12 protein-coding genes are annotated in these 16,970 nt (G+C 57.3%); 7 read left to right on the top strand and 5 right to left on the bottom strand.

Annotation, left to right across the window (positions count from 1 at the left end; translation table 11 throughout):
• The 3 genes from LB569_RS09370 to LB569_RS09380 are packed head-to-tail and all read right to left on the bottom strand — an operon-like array spanning position 1 to position 4,071.
• Positions 1–1,710: an acetyl/propionyl/methylcrotonyl-CoA carboxylase subunit alpha gene (locus LB569_RS09370; protein WP_224691970.1), complete on the bottom strand. Its 1,710-nt coding sequence runs from the start codon at positions 1,708–1,710 to the stop codon at positions 1–3.
• Positions 1,707–3,314: an urea amidolyase family protein gene (locus tag LB569_RS09375; protein ID WP_224691971.1), complete on the bottom strand. Its 1,608-nt coding sequence runs from the start codon at positions 3,312–3,314 to the stop codon at positions 1,707–1,709. The genes LB569_RS09370 and LB569_RS09375 overlap by 4 nt, the downstream gene beginning before the upstream one ends.
• Positions 3,307–4,071, bottom strand: a complete 765-nt coding sequence (locus LB569_RS09380; RefSeq protein ID WP_224692289.1) for a LamB/YcsF family protein — start codon at positions 4,069–4,071, stop codon at positions 3,307–3,309. Before LB569_RS09380 ends, LB569_RS09375 begins: the two co-directional genes overlap by 8 nt.
• 113 nt (positions 4,072–4,184) lie before the next feature.
• On the opposite strand from LB569_RS09380, the gene LB569_RS09385 reads away from it, so the two are divergent.
• The gene (locus LB569_RS09385) at positions 4,185–4,868 is read left to right on the top strand and encodes a GntR family transcriptional regulator (RefSeq protein ID WP_224691972.1); all 684 of its coding nucleotides are present in this window, start codon (positions 4,185–4,187) and stop codon (positions 4,866–4,868) included.
• A 58-nt stretch (positions 4,869–4,926) separates the two neighbouring features.
• Here LB569_RS09385 and LB569_RS09390 read toward each other — a convergent pair whose 3' ends face one another.
• Both LB569_RS09390 and LB569_RS09395 read right to left on the bottom strand, forming a co-directional pair.
• Entirely contained in the window at positions 4,927–5,931 is a 1,005-nt protein-coding gene (locus LB569_RS09390; RefSeq protein WP_224691973.1) for a dipeptidase, read from the bottom strand.
• A gap of 68 nt (positions 5,932–5,999) precedes the next feature.
• Positions 6,000–6,983 carry an ornithine cyclodeaminase family protein gene (locus LB569_RS09395; RefSeq protein WP_224691974.1) on the bottom strand — a complete coding sequence of 328 codons (984 nt, stop codon included), beginning with the start codon at positions 6,981–6,983 and terminating at the stop codon, positions 6,000–6,002.
• A 657-nt stretch (positions 6,984–7,640) separates the two neighbouring features.
• Here LB569_RS09395 and LB569_RS09400 point away from each other — a divergent pair.
• From LB569_RS09400 to LB569_RS09425, 6 genes are all read left to right on the top strand, one after another.
• Entirely contained in the window at positions 7,641–9,242 is a 1,602-nt protein-coding gene (locus LB569_RS09400; RefSeq protein ID WP_224691975.1) for an ABC transporter substrate-binding protein, read from the top strand.
• A 119-nt stretch (positions 9,243–9,361) separates the two neighbouring features.
• Positions 9,362–10,318 carry an ABC transporter permease gene (locus LB569_RS09405; RefSeq protein WP_224691976.1) on the top strand — a complete coding sequence of 319 codons (957 nt, stop codon included), beginning with the start codon at positions 9,362–9,364 and terminating at the stop codon, positions 10,316–10,318.
• A gap of 4 nt (positions 10,319–10,322) precedes the next feature.
• The gene (locus LB569_RS09410; RefSeq protein WP_224691977.1) at positions 10,323–11,153 is read left to right on the top strand and encodes an ABC transporter permease; all 831 of its coding nucleotides are present in this window, start codon (positions 10,323–10,325) and stop codon (positions 11,151–11,153) included.
• Positions 11,154–11,156: 3 nt separating this feature from the next.
• Positions 11,157–12,794 (top strand): ABC transporter ATP-binding protein, encoded by a 1,638-nt coding sequence (locus LB569_RS09415; protein ID WP_224691978.1) that lies wholly within the window; start codon positions 11,157–11,159, stop codon positions 12,792–12,794.
• 655 nt (positions 12,795–13,449) lie between these two features.
• The gene (locus LB569_RS09420) at positions 13,450–14,805 is read left to right on the top strand and encodes a Glu/Leu/Phe/Val family dehydrogenase (RefSeq protein WP_224692290.1); all 1,356 of its coding nucleotides are present in this window, start codon (positions 13,450–13,452) and stop codon (positions 14,803–14,805) included.
• Positions 14,806–14,820: 15 nt separating this feature from the next.
• Positions 14,821–16,053 (top strand): DUF3422 domain-containing protein, encoded by a 1,233-nt coding sequence (locus tag LB569_RS09425; protein ID WP_224691979.1) that lies wholly within the window; start codon positions 14,821–14,823, stop codon positions 16,051–16,053.
• Positions 16,054–16,970 lie beyond the last annotated feature (917 nt).

The following is a 16,970-nucleotide window of genomic DNA, read 5'->3' on the forward strand; positions in this document are numbered from 1 at the left end:
TCAGGCGATTGTTGCCAACTCGGCGCCGAGCGCGATCGTTGTTCCGGGCTCGCAGGTAATGTTAATGCGACCGGCCTTCGAAGCGATCACTTGTGTCTCCATCTTCATGGCTTCGATCAGGGCGACAGCTTGTCCCGTGGTAACCTCAACACCATCCCCGACCAGCCACTTCTGCAACGTTCCTGGCATCGGTGCGGTGACCGCATTGGGATTTGCTGGGCTGGCGGATGCTGCTGTGATCTGCGGGGCCGCAATCCCCGAGAAGAGAGCCGCTGGCAGTCCGATCGCGTGTCGCTTCCCGTCGATCTCGATGAAGCTGCGAATGAAGCCACTTTCAACCGGATCGACACGTGGCGCAGGCTCGATGCCGCGGAAGGCGGTCTCGATCCAGTTGGTATAGACCTTGAAGCCGTTTTCGCCGGTAAAATCCTGTTCTTCGAGTACTGCCCGATGGAAAGGGAGAACCGAGGCGACGCCTTCAATCTGGAATTCCGCAAGCGCGCGGCGAGCGCGAACCAGTGCCTCCCGGCGCGTCGCGCCAGTAACAATCAGCTTAGCCATCATAGAGTCGTAGAGGCCGGGGATCTCTGAACCCGTCTGTACGCCGGCATCGAGACGAATGCCGGGACCAGCCGGCACTCGAAAGCGCGTTATCAGGCCCGGCGTCGGTAGGAACCCGCGACCCGGATCCTCGGCATTGATCCGAAACTCAATGGCATGTCCCCGTGGAACTGGGGTTTCGGTTAGGGAGAGCGGCAAACCGTCTGCAACGCGCAACTGCTCGATGACGATGTCAACGCCAGTCGTCTCCTCGGTGACAGTGTGCTCGACCTGCAGGCGCGTATTGACCTCGAGGAAGGAGATGACGCCGTTGTCAGAGAGCAGGAACTCGACTGTGCCCGCTCCCGAATAGCCGGCCTCGGCACAGATCGCGCGCGCAGCATCATGAATCCTCGCACGCTGATCCTCGGTGATGAACGGAGCAGGCGCTTCTTCGACGAGTTTCTGGTTACGACGCTGAAGCGAGCAGTCGCGCGTGCCAAGAACAACCGTGTTGCCGTGGCTGTCGGCAATCACCTGTGCTTCAATGTGCCGGGGTTTGTCGAGGAACTGCTCCGCATAGCATTTGCCTCGACCGAAGGCTTCAGTAGCCTCACGCACGGCTGAATCGAAGAGTTCGCCGACCTCATCGAGCTTCCACGCTACCTTCATGCCGCGCCCGCCACCGCCGAAGGCGGCCTTGATCGCAAGTGGCATCCCGACCAGTTTTGCAAAGGCGACTGCTTCAGCAGCAGAGTTGAGGGGCCCGTCTGAGCCTCTGACGAGAGGAGCGCCGACCTTGGCTGCAATCCTCCGAGCCTGGACCTTGTCACCAAGCGCTGTGATCACATGCGGCGGTGGTCCGACCCACGTCAGGCCGCCATCAATCACTGCCTGCGCAAAATCCGCACGCTCCGACAGGAAGCCATAACCAGGATGGACTGCATCAGCCCCGGCCCTGCGAGCGACATCGAGGATCTTCTCGATGTTTAGATAGGTGTCGGCGGGGCGACCCGAGCCGAGGCCGAAGGCTTCATCGGCCAGCTCGACATGCAGCGAGTTGGCATCTGCGTCGGAATAAATAGCAACCGAGGCAATGCCATAATCACGGGCGGCGCGGGCGATGCGAATTGCGATCTCACCGCGATTGGCGATCAGGAGTTTTTTCATCGCTGGGGTTCTCTGAGGACCGGGTCAAAGGCGGCAAGGGCATTGAAGCGGATCTTTCCGCCAATCGGGATTTGGCCGGCGAGATCGAGGTGATAGCCCGCAATCACACCGATGACCGGATAGCCGCCGGTCAGCGGATGGTCGGCGAGAAAGAGGACGGGCTGGCCGCTATACGGAACCTGGATGGCGCCGACAGGGGTCCCTTCGGAGTCGAGCTCGGCGCTATCGGTCCTCTCCAAAGCCACTGCCCCGGCAAGGCGCACACCGACCCTGCTGGATTCTGCCGTGACGTGCCACTCCTGGGCGAGCAGTGTGGTTAGCCCGTTGTCTGTGAACCACTCAGTGCGGGGGCCGAGGATGACATCCAGCGTGACCGTGTCGCCGGCTCTCGGTAGCTTCCCTGGCACGGGCCGGTCCGGATCAACGGCCGAGACCGGTTCAATCGCTGGCACGAGAACATCGCCAGCCACTACCGGATTGGGGCCAACCTTCGCCAAGGTGTCGGTTGCGGCGGACCCCAGAACCATTTCGACAGCAAAGCCACCGCGGATCGACAAGTAGCTGCGCGTGCCCTCCGTCGGAAATTCGAGCGTAAGCTCGTCGCCTGCGTCAAGGGCAAATGGCTGGCCAGTCCGTACGCTCAGGCTTCGCCCGTCGGTCGTGCGGATCGTCGGTTTAGTCGTAGCCCCCGTGACGGCCAACGTCACTGGCCGGTCCGCCTTGATTGCGAAGCCGCCATAGGCGATCTCAAGGGCCGCCGAGCCGCGTGGATTGCCCACACAGAGATTGGCCTCGATCAGGCTTCGCCGATCGAGTGCTCCGGACCCGGATAGGCCTTGGCCCGCATGACCCGGTCGACCAAGATCCTGGAAGAGGGCAGAGCGGTCCACGCGGGTGACTAGGAGCCCTTCGACATTGCTTGATGCCGGATTGCACGCGCGTGAAGCAGCGGGCACCGCAGAGACGGGCACGCTCGCCCCCTTTGCCATATCGCGGAAGCGAACGCGGTCTCCAGGCGCAAGGAAGGCTGCCCGTGAACGGTTCGTGTCCCACATCTTGAGTGGTGTTCGACCCAGAAGCTGCCAACCACCGGGGCTGTCGGTCGGATAGACACCGCCAAACCTGCCGCCGAGCGCCACCGAGCCTTCGGGAATGCGGACGCGCGGGCTCTTGCGCCGCGGGACATCGAAGGCCGCATCATCAGCAGTCATGTAGGCAAAGCCGGGCGCAAATCCTGTGAAGGCCACGGTATAGGTCGCTTCGGTGTGTCGTCGGACCAGCTCCTCCACATGCCAGCCAAGGAGTTCTGCGACATCGCTCAGATCCTCCCCCTCATAGGTGACGGGGATCTCGAAAGTCTCTCCCTGCCTTTTGCTGCGATGAGAGAGATCAATGCGTGAGATGGCATCAGCCAGAGCAATCCGGGTGGTGATGCGTGCATCGAAACGCACCAGCAGTGTGCGAGCCGCCGGCACGAGTTCCAAAACACCGCCCGGTCGATCAGCCTGCAAGGCATCGAGCAGCGTCATTGTCGTCTCGAGGCCGTCGAGTTCGACGAGCAGCCCGTCGGTGCCGGCGGGAAAAAACCGAAGGCGCTCAACCATTGACGAAGCTCTGGAGCTCAACGCCCTCGTTGATAAATGCATCGCGGACCGATCGAGCGATCAAGACAGCTGCCGGCGTATCACCGTGGACGCAAATGGATTGCGCTTCCAACTGGATCTCCGTCCCGTCTATCGCAGTTACGCATCCCTCTCTGACAAGGCGCAGCATTCGGGTCGCGACCCGTTCCGGATCGTGAATGACGGAACCAGGCTGTCGGCGGCTGACGAGGCGACCGTCGGCATGGTAGGCCCGGTCCGCAAAGGCTTCGCAAACCACCGTCAATCCAGCCAAGCGCGCCTGTTCGACGATCGGCGCGCCTGAGAGAGCCATCAACACTAGCGAGTGATCGACAGCCATGATCGCGGCGATGACGTCGGCCGCCTGGCGCGCGTCTTGCGCGATTGTGTTGTAAAGCGCCCCATGAGGCTTCACATAATGCACTTCCGTTCCAGCCGCTGTCGCAAGCCCCTGCAAGGCCCCGATCTGGTAGATCGTGTCACCGATCAGTTCCTCGCTCGATGGATCCATGTTGCGCCGGCCAAAGCCGACGAGATCGCGATAACCAACGTGGGCGCCAACCGACACACCAAGCCGCGCGGCCTCCTTCAAGACAGAGAGGATCCCTGCCGGATCACCGGCGTGGAAGCCGCAGGCGATGTTGGCGCTGGTGACGATCGAAAGCATCGACACATCGTCACCCATTGGCCAAGGCCCGAAACTTTCGCCAAGATCGCTATTGAGATCGATGCCAGTCATATCGTAGTTTGCCCATCTGAAGAACCACATTTGTTGAGTATCACGGTAGCGATTGTTCAACAATATGATTCTTTATGTATCGCGGTTTTGGCGGGCGAGGTGATTGAAAGAACATGGAAAAAAACGTCGACAAAGATGATGGATCCCTTGCGGAGTCTGTCGCCACTCGCGTCAGAAACCTGCTAATTGCCGGAGAGTTTGAGCCAAGTCAGAAGCTGTCAGAACATCAAGTCGCCGCGCAATTCGGCATTTCGCGCAACACGCTCCGAGAGGTGTTTCGGCTGCTAACAAGTCAGCGATTGTTGGAATACATTCCAAACCGCGGCGTATTTGTTGCCGCTCCGGATGAAGCCGCTGTCATTGATATCTATCGTGTACGGCTGGTGATCCAGCGAAGCGCGGTTCAAGGCGCAGTGAAGGGCCATCCTGCACTGGCCAAAATGCGCGACGAAGCAGAGAAGGGACAGGAACTGAGTTTTGAGCAAGATTGGCGTCAGGTGGGAACAACGAACATGGAATTCCATCGTGCGATGGTGGAACTCCATGACAGCGCCCGGCTTAGCGCAAGCTTCGATCTCGTTCTCGCCGAGCTCAGGCTTGTATTTGGACAACTCGAAGACAGTGCGCACTTGCACGAGCCTTACATCGAACGAAACTCTGCCCTGGTTCAGTTTTTGGAGAGCGGCGATATTGCCAGCGCAACATCCGGAATTGAGTCGTACCTGCTACAGTCGGAGCGAGCGGTGCTCGCCGCTCTTCAAAGAAAAAGAGCCGCATTCAAGAAATTGGCTGTCTAACCGGTTGTATCCATGAGGCAAACAACGGCCGCCAACCGCTATGTCGGCAGCATCCTATTTATTCACCCCAGACCTGCCTGAGGACACGCATCAGGTTTCTTCCGTAGAAGTCCAAGATTTCATTGGCACTCACCCCGCGCGCCAGCATTCGCTCCGTCAGCGCTGGCAGGCGATCAGGTGTTTCCACGCCCAGTGGGTAGACGTGAGGAGGTGGTGGGTGGGTTTCAGCGGTGAAGGGTCCCTCAGACATCATCCTTTGCCAAAATTTCATTGCCAGTTGGTCAGTCGCGTAGGGGCTCTGTCCAATGAAGTAGTCCATGGCGAGTGATACGTGCTCGTGACCGGCGATCGATGCAATGTGTATGACATGATCGATAAATTGGTCGAGCGTGGGCGGACGGCTGGATGCGACAAAGGGCGGATAGGCGGTTGTGCCAATCGTTCCTCCAGTTGCGGCAATAGCGCGTATGATATCGTCCGGAATGTTCCTGGGATGCCCATGGACACTCCGCGCGTTCCCATGGGAGATAATAACGGGTTTGCGAGATGCGTCGATCGCATCCAGCGTACATGTGTGGCCGGTGTGGGCGCAGTCGACCACTATTCGAACTTGATTCATGCGGTCGATTAGACGAAGACCGAAACGGCTCAACCCTGAATTGCCGCGTTCCTCGACCCCTTGGCCCACACAGGTGCGCGACGAATAGGAAAGTTGAATGATACCGACGCCAAGCGATTTGTAGGTATCTACGAGATCAAGGCTATTCTCTAAGGGATCAGCGCCCTGGAAATGTAGAAGGACACCTACTTTGTTCTCAGCCTTCGCGTTCAAAATGTCAGCAACGCTGCGTATCAACAATAGGTCCGGGCTTTTCGATATCAAATTGTGCCACCGCCCAATCGCTATCGTAGCTTCTCTTGCCCCTGCGGTGACGCCAATAGTCGGCGCAACGATTGTCGCGCCACCTTTTCTGTATTTCTCAATATAACTGGGTTCCTCTAACAGAGAACATACCGCATCGATAATTACCGCGCTCAAATGAAGCAGAGCACCATCTGTCATAACCCCCCTTAAGTCCTGGGGGCCGAGTAGGGATTTCTCATTTGGACGGCCATTTGATCTGACTAACATCAAGGTCGCTGGCGATCAGCCGCAAGAATATTTTTGTAGACCATTTTGGCTGCGGCGAGGTCGGCAAGCCCGGATCCGACCGCCTTGAAATATGTTATTTCCCCAGCGCTGCCACGCCCTTGGACGAGCCCTTTTGCCAGATCCGCGAGCGTTCCTTGGATATGATTTTCCGATATGACGCCGGTCTCGATAGGTTGGACAAGGTCACCGGCTTCATGAAGTGCTTCGCGGGTATCGACGTACGCTCTCGAAAGCGCGAGTGCAGCGTCATCGGCCTCACGCATCTTGCGGGTGAACCCACCGATCAAGTCAATGTGTGTCCCGCTCTTAATCCAATCGCCCTTTATGATAGGCTTAGTGGAGAGGGTTGCCGCACTGATTACATCGGCACGGCCAACAGCTTGCTCTAGGTCACTGACAATTTCCGCGCAGATCCCTCTATCGCTTAGCGCTTTCGCAAGCACGCGGGCATTGTCGATGTTGATGTCCCAAATTGCCACCTTCTCTATTGGGCGAACCGCCAGATATGCATCGGGAATAAGGCTCGCAACGCGGCCGGCGCCTATGACCAAAAGTGATCGAGCGTCTTCACGAGCGAGAAAACGCGCCGCCAGTGCGGATGTCGCAACGGTGCGCCTTGATGTGATGACGTTTCCATCCATCAGCGCCAATTGACGGCCGTCTACCGCGTTATACAGCATGTACGTGGAGGTTAAGCCCGGCATGCCGCGCACGCTGTTTCCTGGAACAACGGTGACAAGCTTTACCCCGAGATATTGGTCACCATCATCTGGGTTTGACCATGCGGGCATCAAGAGCAGGGTTGCGTCAGGCTCGCCGGTCTTCTCCATGTTGTGATGGTGGCGTACTGGCGCTACGCAGCCCTGACTGAAGGCGGATTGAAGCTCATCAACGAGGGGCCGGAACGGAAGACCCGCAATGGTCATTTCCGCATCTATGATTACGATTGGGGTGTCACTCATCGGTTCGTTCCTTATGGGGCTGATGTCTTTCTCTGCGCAGCCCTTTTCGAGTATCGCACTCCGCGCACGGATCGGCCGACGGCCGAACTAGTCAGCTGGCCGACGTTGTCATCACAGTCTGGAGGCGGCTCGCCCGCTGCCGGAGTTGTTGGAGCGGGGCTAGCGTCTTCCTAAGAATGGCGAGTTCGTCTTGCGATGTGAAGTACCAAAATTATCCTATAGGAAACTTTTTTGCTTTCAATCTCAGTTTCCCGGGTAGTGGCTTTTAGCGGTTGCCTCCTGCAGGTAGCGCGACGTCGACACCTAATTGCCTTGGAAGATCAAACAGCTGGTTACATTCTCAAGCCCACGTTGAGTTGTCCAAAGGGGGTTGCCTCGTTGCTTGTCCGATTCTTTAGATCAAATTATGTATTGCAAGACCAAATTTTTCCTTTAGGATAATTTGGCGAAAGGGCTTTTAGATGCTCGATGGCGTCCGGCAAGGGTCAAATCACCTGGACCGGGCGTAAGAACGAGGAACGATTGCGTGCGGCACGGCTAGGAGGGTGCCGTACGTCCGGACCATTCGCAGAAAACGTGGACAACTCATAATTCTAAGACGGAAGTGCTCTCTGCCGGGCAGGGAGCCTCTCAAAGTCTAAATAAGGGGATCCCGCCATGAGTGACTTCGAACGAAAGCTGAACCAAGCTGAAATGCTCGCGCAGAAAGGCACACTTTCGCGACGCGACTTCATGCAACTTGCCGCTGCAGTAGGCATCACCATTCCGATGGCCTCGACTGCATTCTCAAAGGCGCAGGCACAAGAGCAAGAGCCAAAGAAGGGAGGCAACTTGAAGCTCGGGATGGAGGGCGGCTCGCCGTCGGACTCTTGGGATCCTCGAACCTATTCCGACTCAATAATGATGATGGCTTCGCTGACAATCATGAACGGGTTGATCGAATTCAACGCCGATGGCAGTGCGACTGGCGAACTCTTGGAAAGCTGGGATGTCCAGCCAGGCGCGCGGGAGTGGGTTTTCAACGTTCGTAAGGACGTTACGTTCTCGAACGGCAAGAAACTCGACGCAGACGATATCATTTATTCGATCCAAATACATCGCGGCGAAACGAAGTCGCCGGCCAGAGGTCTCCTGCAGCAGATCTCGGAGATCAAGGCGCTGTCGCCGCATCAGGTCGGCATCACGCTTTCGTCAGGGAACGTCGACTTCCCAGCCATTCTCGGGGACAACCACATCGTTGTACTACCAAAAGACCATACGGATTGGCAAAACCCAATTGGAACCGGAGCTTACGTCCTTGAGAGTTTCGAGCCGGGTGTGCGCGTTGCTGTAAAGAACCGGGGTGAATATTGGAAGCCGAACCGAGGAAACTTCGATACCGTCGAGATCCTGTATATCCAGGATGCGGCAGCTCGCACGGCTGCGCTTCAATCCGGTGAAGTCCACGGTGTCAATCGCCTCGACCCGCGTACAGTGGACCTTCTGATGAAGGAGCCCAGCATCTCCGTCGTGCGGACCAAAGGAACGGGTAACCGATTCTGTTTTGTGGCGCGTGTCACCGATGATCCGTTTACGAGCAAGGATCTGCGGATGGCTTTGAAGTGGGGGATCGACCGCGAGAAGATTATCAAGCAGGTTCTAAACGGATACGCGATCCTTGGAAACGACCATATCCTTGACCCGCACGATCCCTTTTACAACTCCAGCCTGCCGCAGCGGAGCTACGATCCGGACAAGGCGGCATTTTATTTCAAAAAGGCAGGCGTCTCGTCGAGTGCCAAGGCAATCCTCCAAACGTCCGAGGGAGCATGGGGTTCGGCGGTGGACTGCGCTGAAATCTACCAGCAGTCCCTGAAGTCGGCCGGCATCGATCTTGATGTGAGCAAGGTGTCTGCCGATGGCTACTGGTCCAACGTCTGGCTCAAGGCACCTTTCTGTGCCTCATACTGGGGGCGCCGTCCTACCGCCGATCAGACACTTTCTCTTGTCTACAGCTCCAACTCCGACTGGAACGAAACGAATTGGAAAGTTCCTGAATTCGACAAGCTCCTTACAGAAGCGCGTGTTGAGTTTGACGAAGCCAAGCGCAAAGAAATGTACGGGAAGTGCCAAGAGATGATTTACGAGGATGGCGGGACGATTTGTTTTGCAATCTCCGATTATCTGGATGGCTATTCCACGAGCATTCACGGGGTCAAGCCCCACGCCCGTTATGACATGGATGACAACCGCGTTGCCGAGAAAGCTTGGTTCGCTTAATCAGAAGGGTGAGGCCGTTCGCTTGGCCTCATCATCCGTTCAATGAACGGGAAGTCACATGCTGTTGCGATCTCACGCTCTTGTCGAAAAAGTAAATCTCCAGAGCTAAGGGGGGAAACATGTTGCGTGTCCTATTGTCCCGGCTAGTTCTGGGCATACTGACGCTGTTTGCCGTGAGCGTTTTGATCTTCGTGTCAACCGAGATTCTTCCGGGTGATGTTGCCAGTGCGGTACTGGGCCAAGGCGCGACGCCGGCTACAGTCGCGGAGTTTCGTAAGGAACTTGGTCTCGATCGCCCCGGTTATGCCCGGTATGGCGAATGGCTAAACGGCGTGCTTCACGGCGATTTCGGCCAGGCGCTGACCAACAAGCGCGATGTTATGACCTCGCTGCGTCCACGGTTTCAAAACACGCTGTTCCTCGCCAGCTTCGCAGCCTGCTTTGCGGTACCGCTTGCTGTGGGACTAGGAATCCTTGCCGCAATCAATGAGGGAAGATGGATCGATAAAGCTGCAAACGTCATATCGCTTGCGGCGATTTCGATTCCCGAGTTTTTTATCGCCTATATTTTAATTTTGTTTTTTTCGGTGGAATTACGATGGTTCCCGTCCTTGGCAACCATCTATTCAGGCATGTCACTGAGCGGAAGGCTATACGCTGCAGCTCTCCCCGCAACGGCGCTTACGCTGCTTGTAACGGCCCACATGCTGCGCATGACCCGCTCATCGGTGTTGTCGATCATGTCGCAACCTTACATCGAAATGGCATTTCTGAAAGGTCTCTCGCGCCCCCGCGTGGTGGTAAAACATGCCCTCCCCAATGCTGCATCGCCCATCATCGCAGTGGTCGCGCTTAACTTAGCTTATCTGATCACCGGCGTAGTTGTGATTGAAGTAATATTCGTCTACCCGGGAATCGGCCAATTTATGGTCGATGGTGTTTCAAAGCGTGATCTGCCCGTCGTTCAGGCCTGCGGTCTCGTCTTCGCTGCTGCGTTCATCCTTCTGAATATATCGGCGGATGTCCTCAGCCTGCTCGTCAATCCCCGTCTACGCAAATCAACGATCGGAAACTGAAACGATGTTTCTTTACCGAAAACCAACACCATTAGCTTGGGTTGGTATTGGCATCGTAACGATGTTTATCGTCATCGCGATCTTCGCTCCGGTATTTGCTCCCTTCGGTGAGGCAGAGACCGTTGGCGATACCTGGGCCGCCATGTCTCGCCATCAGTTGTTAGGGACCGACAACATCGGCCGCGACATGCTGAGTCGGCTTATCTACGGCGCGAGAATGACGATTGGAGTGACGCTGGTCACAACGGTCCTTAGCTTCACCATCGGCACGCTGGCGGGCCTGTTCGCCTCAATCGGCGGTCCGGTGGTCGACCAGATCCTGTCGCGCTTCGTCGACGTCATGCTGTCAATCCCGCTCTTGGTCTTCGCATTGGTCGTGCTCTCCATGTTTGGCTCTTCAATTCCGACATTGATCCTGACCATCGCCGTATTGGATTCTACCCGAGTGTTCCGCATTTGCCGTGCTGTCGCTTTGAACATTGCCGTACTGGAATATGTCGAGGCTGCGCGGCTGCGCGGCGAGGGAACCTGGTGGATAATGCGCCGTGAGATACTACCTAACGCGCTGCCGCCGATGATTGCGGAATTTGGGATGCGCTTCTGCTTCAACCTTCTGTTCGTCGCCGGCCTGTCATTCCTCGGCCTCGGCATCCAGCCACCCTACGCCGACTGGGGCGGCATGGTTCGAGACAACAGCAAGGCGATTTCCTTTGGCCTGCCCGCACCACTTTGGCCCGCCGCCGCGATTGCGCTCATGACCATTGGCGTCAATCTCGTAGTCGATTGGTTCTTGTCCATCAATGCACGCCCATCTGGCGCGTCGGCGGAGATGTAATCGATGGCTCAACCTGTCTTGAAGATTACGGGCCTGCGGGTGGACGCAACGAATGGAGTTGCCCTCGTCGACAACGTCTCGCTTGAGTTGCGGCGCGGCGAAGTGATGGGCCTGATCGGCGAATCGGGCGCAGGAAAATCAACGATAGGCCTTGCCTCAATGGCATACGCTCGCGCTGGCTGCCACATCACCTCCGGCAGTATTGAGATCGAAGGCGTCTCAATCAGAGATTTATCGCCGGAGGCGCGACGCGATTTAAGAGGACAGCGCATTGCCTATATCGCTCAGTCGGCCGCAGCCTCTTTCAATCCGGCGCATACCATTTTGGATCAAGTCACGGAAATGCCTGTCCAGCATGGCCTGATGAAGAAGAATGAAGCGGAGGCGGCTGCCGTTGAGCTCTTCCGCTCACTTGGCTTGCCCAATCCCGAAGTGTTCGGCCATCGCTATCCGCACGAAGTTTCCGGGGGTCAGTTGCAACGCGCAATGATTGCGATGGCTGTTTCCTGCCGACCAGAGATCCTCGTGTTTGACGAACCAACCACAGCGCTGGATGTCACCACCCAGATCGAAGTATTGGCGCTCGTCACCATATTAATCAAAGAGCTCAACACCGCTGCTCTTTACATCAGCCATGACCTTGCCGTCGTTGCTCAGGTGGCCGACCGGATAATGGTGCTGCGCCACGGCAAGGTGATTGAGGTCGGCGACACGGAGCAGATACTGTTGCGACCGAACAATCCCTACACGGCCGCTCTAGTGTCCGAGCGAAAGGCTGCGGATCGCCTCTCTGACGACATTGGCGAGCCAGAGCGCGGCCCGACCGTTCTTGAGGTCGCCGATGTCGTGGGCCGCTACGGTGACTTTACAGCTCTAAACAAGGTCTCGTTGACTGTGTCACAGGGAGAAACCATGGCGGTTGTCGGGGAGTCCGGCTCCGGAAAAAGCTCGCTCGCCCGACTGATTGTCGGCCTTTTGGAGCGCACTTCGGGAGGGGTGACTTTTCGCGGAGGCACCTTGAGTTCTTCCTACACCGCTCGGAGCAAGGAAGACCTGCGCAAAATACAGCTAATCTACCAAACGCCGGACGTGGCGCTTAATCCGCGCCAGACGATCGGCGAGATCATAGGCCGTCCCTATAGCTTCTATTTCGACAAATCTGATCATGAGGTGAAGATGCGCGTCGCAGAACTCTTGCGACAGGTCGGACTCCCAGCCGACTACGCCAATCGCTTCCCAACAGCGCTCTCCGGCGGGCAAAAACAAAGAGTCTGCATCGCACGCGCGCTTGCCGCGAACCCTGAACTTATCATCTGCGACGAGCCGACCTCTGCCTTGGACCAACTCGTCGCCGAAGACATTTTAAAGCTTTTGAGAAAGCTCCAGGACGACCTAGGGCTCTCTTACCTTTTTATCACCCACGACCTGGGCATAGTGCGTCGGGTCGCTCATCGCACGGCGGTCATGCTGCGTGGTGAGATCGTGCAGGAAGGCCCCACGGCGAGAATCTTTTCGCCTCCCTTCCATCCGTACACCGCGAAGCTGATTTCGTCGGTTCCCGAGATGCGAACGGACTGGCTAACCCAGACCCTCTCCCATCGCGATACCGGTCGTGTCGTCAACAAGAGTGTCGGACGTTGAACTTCTGCACGCGACCAGATGGAGCCAGCATGATGCGTCCAAGAAACACGGACCAAGAAAAGATCTACTTGTCTGACAACTACCGCCCAATAGGTATCGCTGCGGTGAAGGCTGCCGTCCTCTCAAAAAACAATGTTCAGATTTCTATTAACAGTGCGATGAGGTTGGAACGGTTCCTGATCCCGGAATTTCAGCCAGAAACGTGATCTCTCGCGTTCCTTCCCTCACGCGCGGCAAGAGCACGACAGATCATCAGGGAGCAGCGACCGAGGAGCTTTCGTGTGAGCAGTACGCCTATTGTCTAAGCTTAAGCGATCATTAGCCGTTCACGATCTCCTGCGCGACAATGTCCTTAGCCTTATTGGACGGAGGACCATTGCTATGGAGGACTTCGCCAGATGAGGAGTGTTACGTCGAAGAATATCGGGCGGCGTGCGTTTCAGAACAAAGCTGCCGAACTGCTCGAAGGTGTTGCTCAGCGCCGAAATCGGACATCGCTGCTTGCGCTGATCTGCGCGCTTTCCCCAATCGCCTCTCGCTAAGCTTGTTAAATGAGGTATTACACGTGAACATCAACGCCCCACAGAGCACTCAGAACAACCAGGAACCTTCAGCTAGCTTTCTTGGAAGCGTCGATCAGAACTTCCGCCATGCGCTGTCTTTCCTCGATCTGCAGGATGGACTGGCGGAGCGCATCATCCAGTGCAACTCGACGTATACGGTTCGGTTTGGTGTCCGGCTGCGCGGTCGGATGTACAGCTTCATTGGCTGGCGGTCGGTGCATAGTGAGCACTGCGAGCCGGTAAAGGGCGGTATCCGATATGCGGCAAATTCTGATGCCGAGGAAGTCGAAGCGCTAGCCGCACTGATGACGCTGAAGTGCTCGCTCGTTGACGTGCCGTTCGGAGGCTCCAAGGGAGCGCTAAAAATCGATCCCCGGGAATGGTCGCCGCAGGAACTCGAGCGTATCACCCGTCGCTTCACCCAGGAGCTCAACAAGCGCGGTCTGATCGGCCCGGGCGTTAATGTTCCCGCCCCTGATATCGGAACCGGCGAGCGCGAGATGGCGTGGATGGTCGACGAGTTCCGCCGCGCAAATCCAACCGACGTCGTCAATGCCCGCGCCTGCGTCACCGGCAAGCCCCTGTCGAAGGGAGGGATTGCTGGGCGCACGGAAGCCACGGGCAGGGGCGTGCAGTTCGCGATACAGAGCTACTTGCGTGATCTACGCACGCCCGGCTTGAATGGGCGTCGCGACCTGACTGGCGCCACGTTGATCGTCCAAGGCTTTGGCAATGTCGGGTATCATGCTGCGAAGTTTCTATCGGAAGAGGATGGAGCCAAGGTCTATGTGGTAGCCGAACGCGATGGCTATATTGCCGATCTCGAGGGACTGCCGATCGAAGAACTCAAGCAGCACCAGCTCAAGACCGGCAGCATCCTCGGCTTCCCTGGTGCCACATCGTTTGCCGGTGACATGACAGGTATCGAGCGTGACTGTGACGTGCTCGTCCCGGCCGCAATGGAAAATGCCATCCATGCCGAAAACGCATCGAAGATCACGGCACAGCTGATCGTCGAGGCTGCAAATGGTCCTGTCACGTTCGAGGCGGACAAAATCCTGCGCTCGCGTGGTGTCACTATTCTCCCCGATCTCTACGTCAATGCCGGCGGTGTGGTTGTAAGCTACTTCGAGTGGGTCAAGAATCTTACCCACATTCCGTTCGGTCTGATGGAGCGGCGCCGCCGTGAGCGGCGCAACCACACGATAGCCGCAGCCCTTGAGCAGATGACAGGCAAGGAGTTCCCAGCCGACATTCGTGACGAGTTCCTTGAAGGGGGCGCTGAAATCGATCTCGTGCGCTCAGGGCTCGAGGACGTCATGCGCAGCACCTGGTCTCGCATCGGAGACCTTCTGGAGAGACAGCCCGAACTCGGTGACTACCGAACTGCAGCCTATGTCGCCTCCATCCGCCAGATCGCCGAGGCCTACGAGGCGATTGGGATTTAGGTGGAGGTATCCGGTATGCTGGCAAGAGAGATGGACGGTGCGACGAGAGCAGATTTCAACGCCGAGCTTCACGCACGGCCTTCGATCTATTTCTCCGGGCCTGCTCTTGTCGAGCATGTCTCACTCATGCCGTCGCAGTCGGCCGTCAGGCAGCCGGACGGCCCAATATCCTTCGGACCGCATGAATCGGATCGCATAAAGACTAGGGTGGAATTTCATACGGAGTTTGTCACCGTCACACGCGTGACGATGCTGGCCGAGGAAGCATGCCAATGGCCGGAACCGACACTTGCGGTTTGTGATATCATCGACATGCTGGGCCTGTCGTCAGCAAGCATCATTTGTCAAGTCAGCATACTGGTTATGGGGCCAGCACCTGATGATTTGGGAAGCACCCTGTCAAAGTTCGGACTCGCTGACACTGTTGCGTCGTCGATCGGGGCAGGCGCTGGCCAGGTTTGTTCTGACTTCAGGGTTGGTCCAAGCGGGTGGGGTCACACTCTGCTGTTCAACAAGAATCTGAACGCGTACCGGCTTGGCCGCATGGTCCGCAGAATTTATGAGATCGAAACCTATCGTTCGATGGCGCTGCTCGGCTTGCCGCTCGCGCGGCATCTCGCGCCACGGCTGGGTGAATTCGAGACGAGCCTTGGCGAATTGGCGGCCCGCAACCAATCGACACCGGCAGACCAGCACAAGAGACTTCTCAAAGAAATTTCGGAACTCTCCGCCGCCATTATCTCTGTTTCTGCTCAAACCCGTAGCCGCTTTGGCGCGACCGCGGCCTACGCAAAGATTGTCGAAGAGCGCATTGGCGAGTTGCGTGAAGCGCATGTGCCAGGCTTCCAGAGATTTGGCGTATTTGTCACCAGGCGCTTCAAACCGGCGATCCGCACCTGCGAGGCGGCATCCCTTCGGCTTGAGCAACTGTCCCACGCCACCATGCACCTCCTGAACCTGCTCCAGACCCGCATTCAGGTCGAGATCGAGTTCCAGAATGCAATGCAAATTCAGGCGATGGCGGAACGGGCAGCGACCCAGGTGAAGATCCAACGCGCGGTCGAAGGATTCTCGATCATCGCGATCAGCTATTACCTCATTGGCCTCATCAAGACGGCATTGGAGGCAACTCAACATGTCGGCTGGAACATCAGCCCGATGCTCATGCTCATCTCAATCCCCCTGGTTGTAGCCTCAGTGACAACCGCGGTACTTCGGACCAAACACGCGCTTTCGACTCGCGCCTAGAACACTGTCCACGATGAAAATCACACCCCGGAGTGTGCAACCCCAATGTTCAGGAGCCGCGAGCATCAGGGCTTCGGCGACGGAACTATGCCGAGTGACGCGACCTTCATGGGTGACGCTTCAGCTTGCCGTTCTCCCCTTCAGGGTCTTCAGCCGCTTTGCCTCCGATACGGCTATCGAGTTCGAAGGGATCTGATTGGCCTCGAGTCTGCTCGGTCTGTGGGTGACGAGCACCCCAAGTGCGGTGTTCTGGACCGGATCAATAAGAACCTATGGGCTGGGCTCTTCGTTTGGGCGGCGGGGGTGTTCAATGATCTCGAAGTTCGCGGCTGCCGCACCGGCATCTGATAGCAGACGTGCCAATGCGTCGGGTACCTGTTGGTTAGGCCGCGGTGGCGGCACGTTGGTCCTGTCGCGGCCGCTACGACCGCGCGCGCGGCACTGCGGCGGGCGGGCGTACTGCTCATGGCTTCATGCGAGAACGGCGTTTGCGGGCCTGCGAATGCGGAATGCTGGAAGGTCAGCCGATCCACCGCGATGCTTTCCTGTCCAGGCAGGCTCGCGACAGCCGGTTTATCCCATGCGTGTCTCGCGCCAGAGGTGTGCTCAAGCTCGATCTTTGAAGCCGACGAGGTTTCAGGCCAGCTTCAGTACAGAAAAGAGCGAATAGCGTAGAGCCAGCCGAGCCCTTCTGCCCTCAACGATCAGGTCAGGGGGCTGTCCTGCGTTAGAAATGCACAGCGCCCACCATCGACGCTCAAGCGGCGTAACCGGGCGGCCTTCACCGAAGAAGCACTGCCAGCCGACAGCGGCTTTCAACGCGTCATCAAAGGGAGGCGCGTGTCTCATTGCGTGCTTTGGTTCCAGAGATTATCAAAATTCGGAATAATTTTTATTGTTTTGTAAGAACGTATTAG

The organism is Mesorhizobium sp. BH1-1-4 (assembly GCF_020165665.1).
In the GTDB taxonomy this organism is placed as follows: Bacteria; Pseudomonadota; Alphaproteobacteria; order Rhizobiales; family Rhizobiaceae; genus Mesorhizobium.

Coding starts and splice junctions, on each gene's coding strand:
- LB569_RS09390 (WP_224691973.1), bottom strand. CDS start 5,931: ATGACAGATGGTGCTCTGCTTCATTTGAGCGCGGTAATTATCGATGCG.
- LB569_RS09370 (WP_224691970.1), bottom strand. CDS start 1,710: ATGAAAAAACTCCTGATCGCCAATCGCGGTGAGATCGCAATTCGCATC.
- LB569_RS09405 (WP_224691976.1), top strand. CDS start 9,362: ATGTTGCGTGTCCTATTGTCCCGGCTAGTTCTGGGCATACTGACGCTG.
- LB569_RS09395 (WP_224691974.1), bottom strand. CDS start 6,983: ATGAGTGACACCCCAATCGTAATCATAGATGCGGAAATGACCATTGCG.
- LB569_RS09375 (WP_224691971.1), bottom strand. CDS start 3,314: ATGGTTGAGCGCCTTCGGTTTTTTCCCGCCGGCACCGACGGGCTGCTC.
- LB569_RS09385 (WP_224691972.1), top strand. CDS start 4,185: ATGGAAAAAAACGTCGACAAAGATGATGGATCCCTTGCGGAGTCTGTC.
- LB569_RS09425 (WP_224691979.1), top strand. CDS start 14,821: ATGCTGGCAAGAGAGATGGACGGTGCGACGAGAGCAGATTTCAACGCC.
- LB569_RS09380 (WP_224692289.1), bottom strand. CDS start 4,071: ATGACTGGCATCGATCTCAATAGCGATCTTGGCGAAAGTTTCGGGCCT.
- LB569_RS09415 (WP_224691978.1), top strand. CDS start 11,157: ATGGCTCAACCTGTCTTGAAGATTACGGGCCTGCGGGTGGACGCAACG.
- LB569_RS09410 (WP_224691977.1), top strand. CDS start 10,323: ATGTTTCTTTACCGAAAACCAACACCATTAGCTTGGGTTGGTATTGGC.
- LB569_RS09400 (WP_224691975.1), top strand. CDS start 7,641: ATGAGTGACTTCGAACGAAAGCTGAACCAAGCTGAAATGCTCGCGCAG.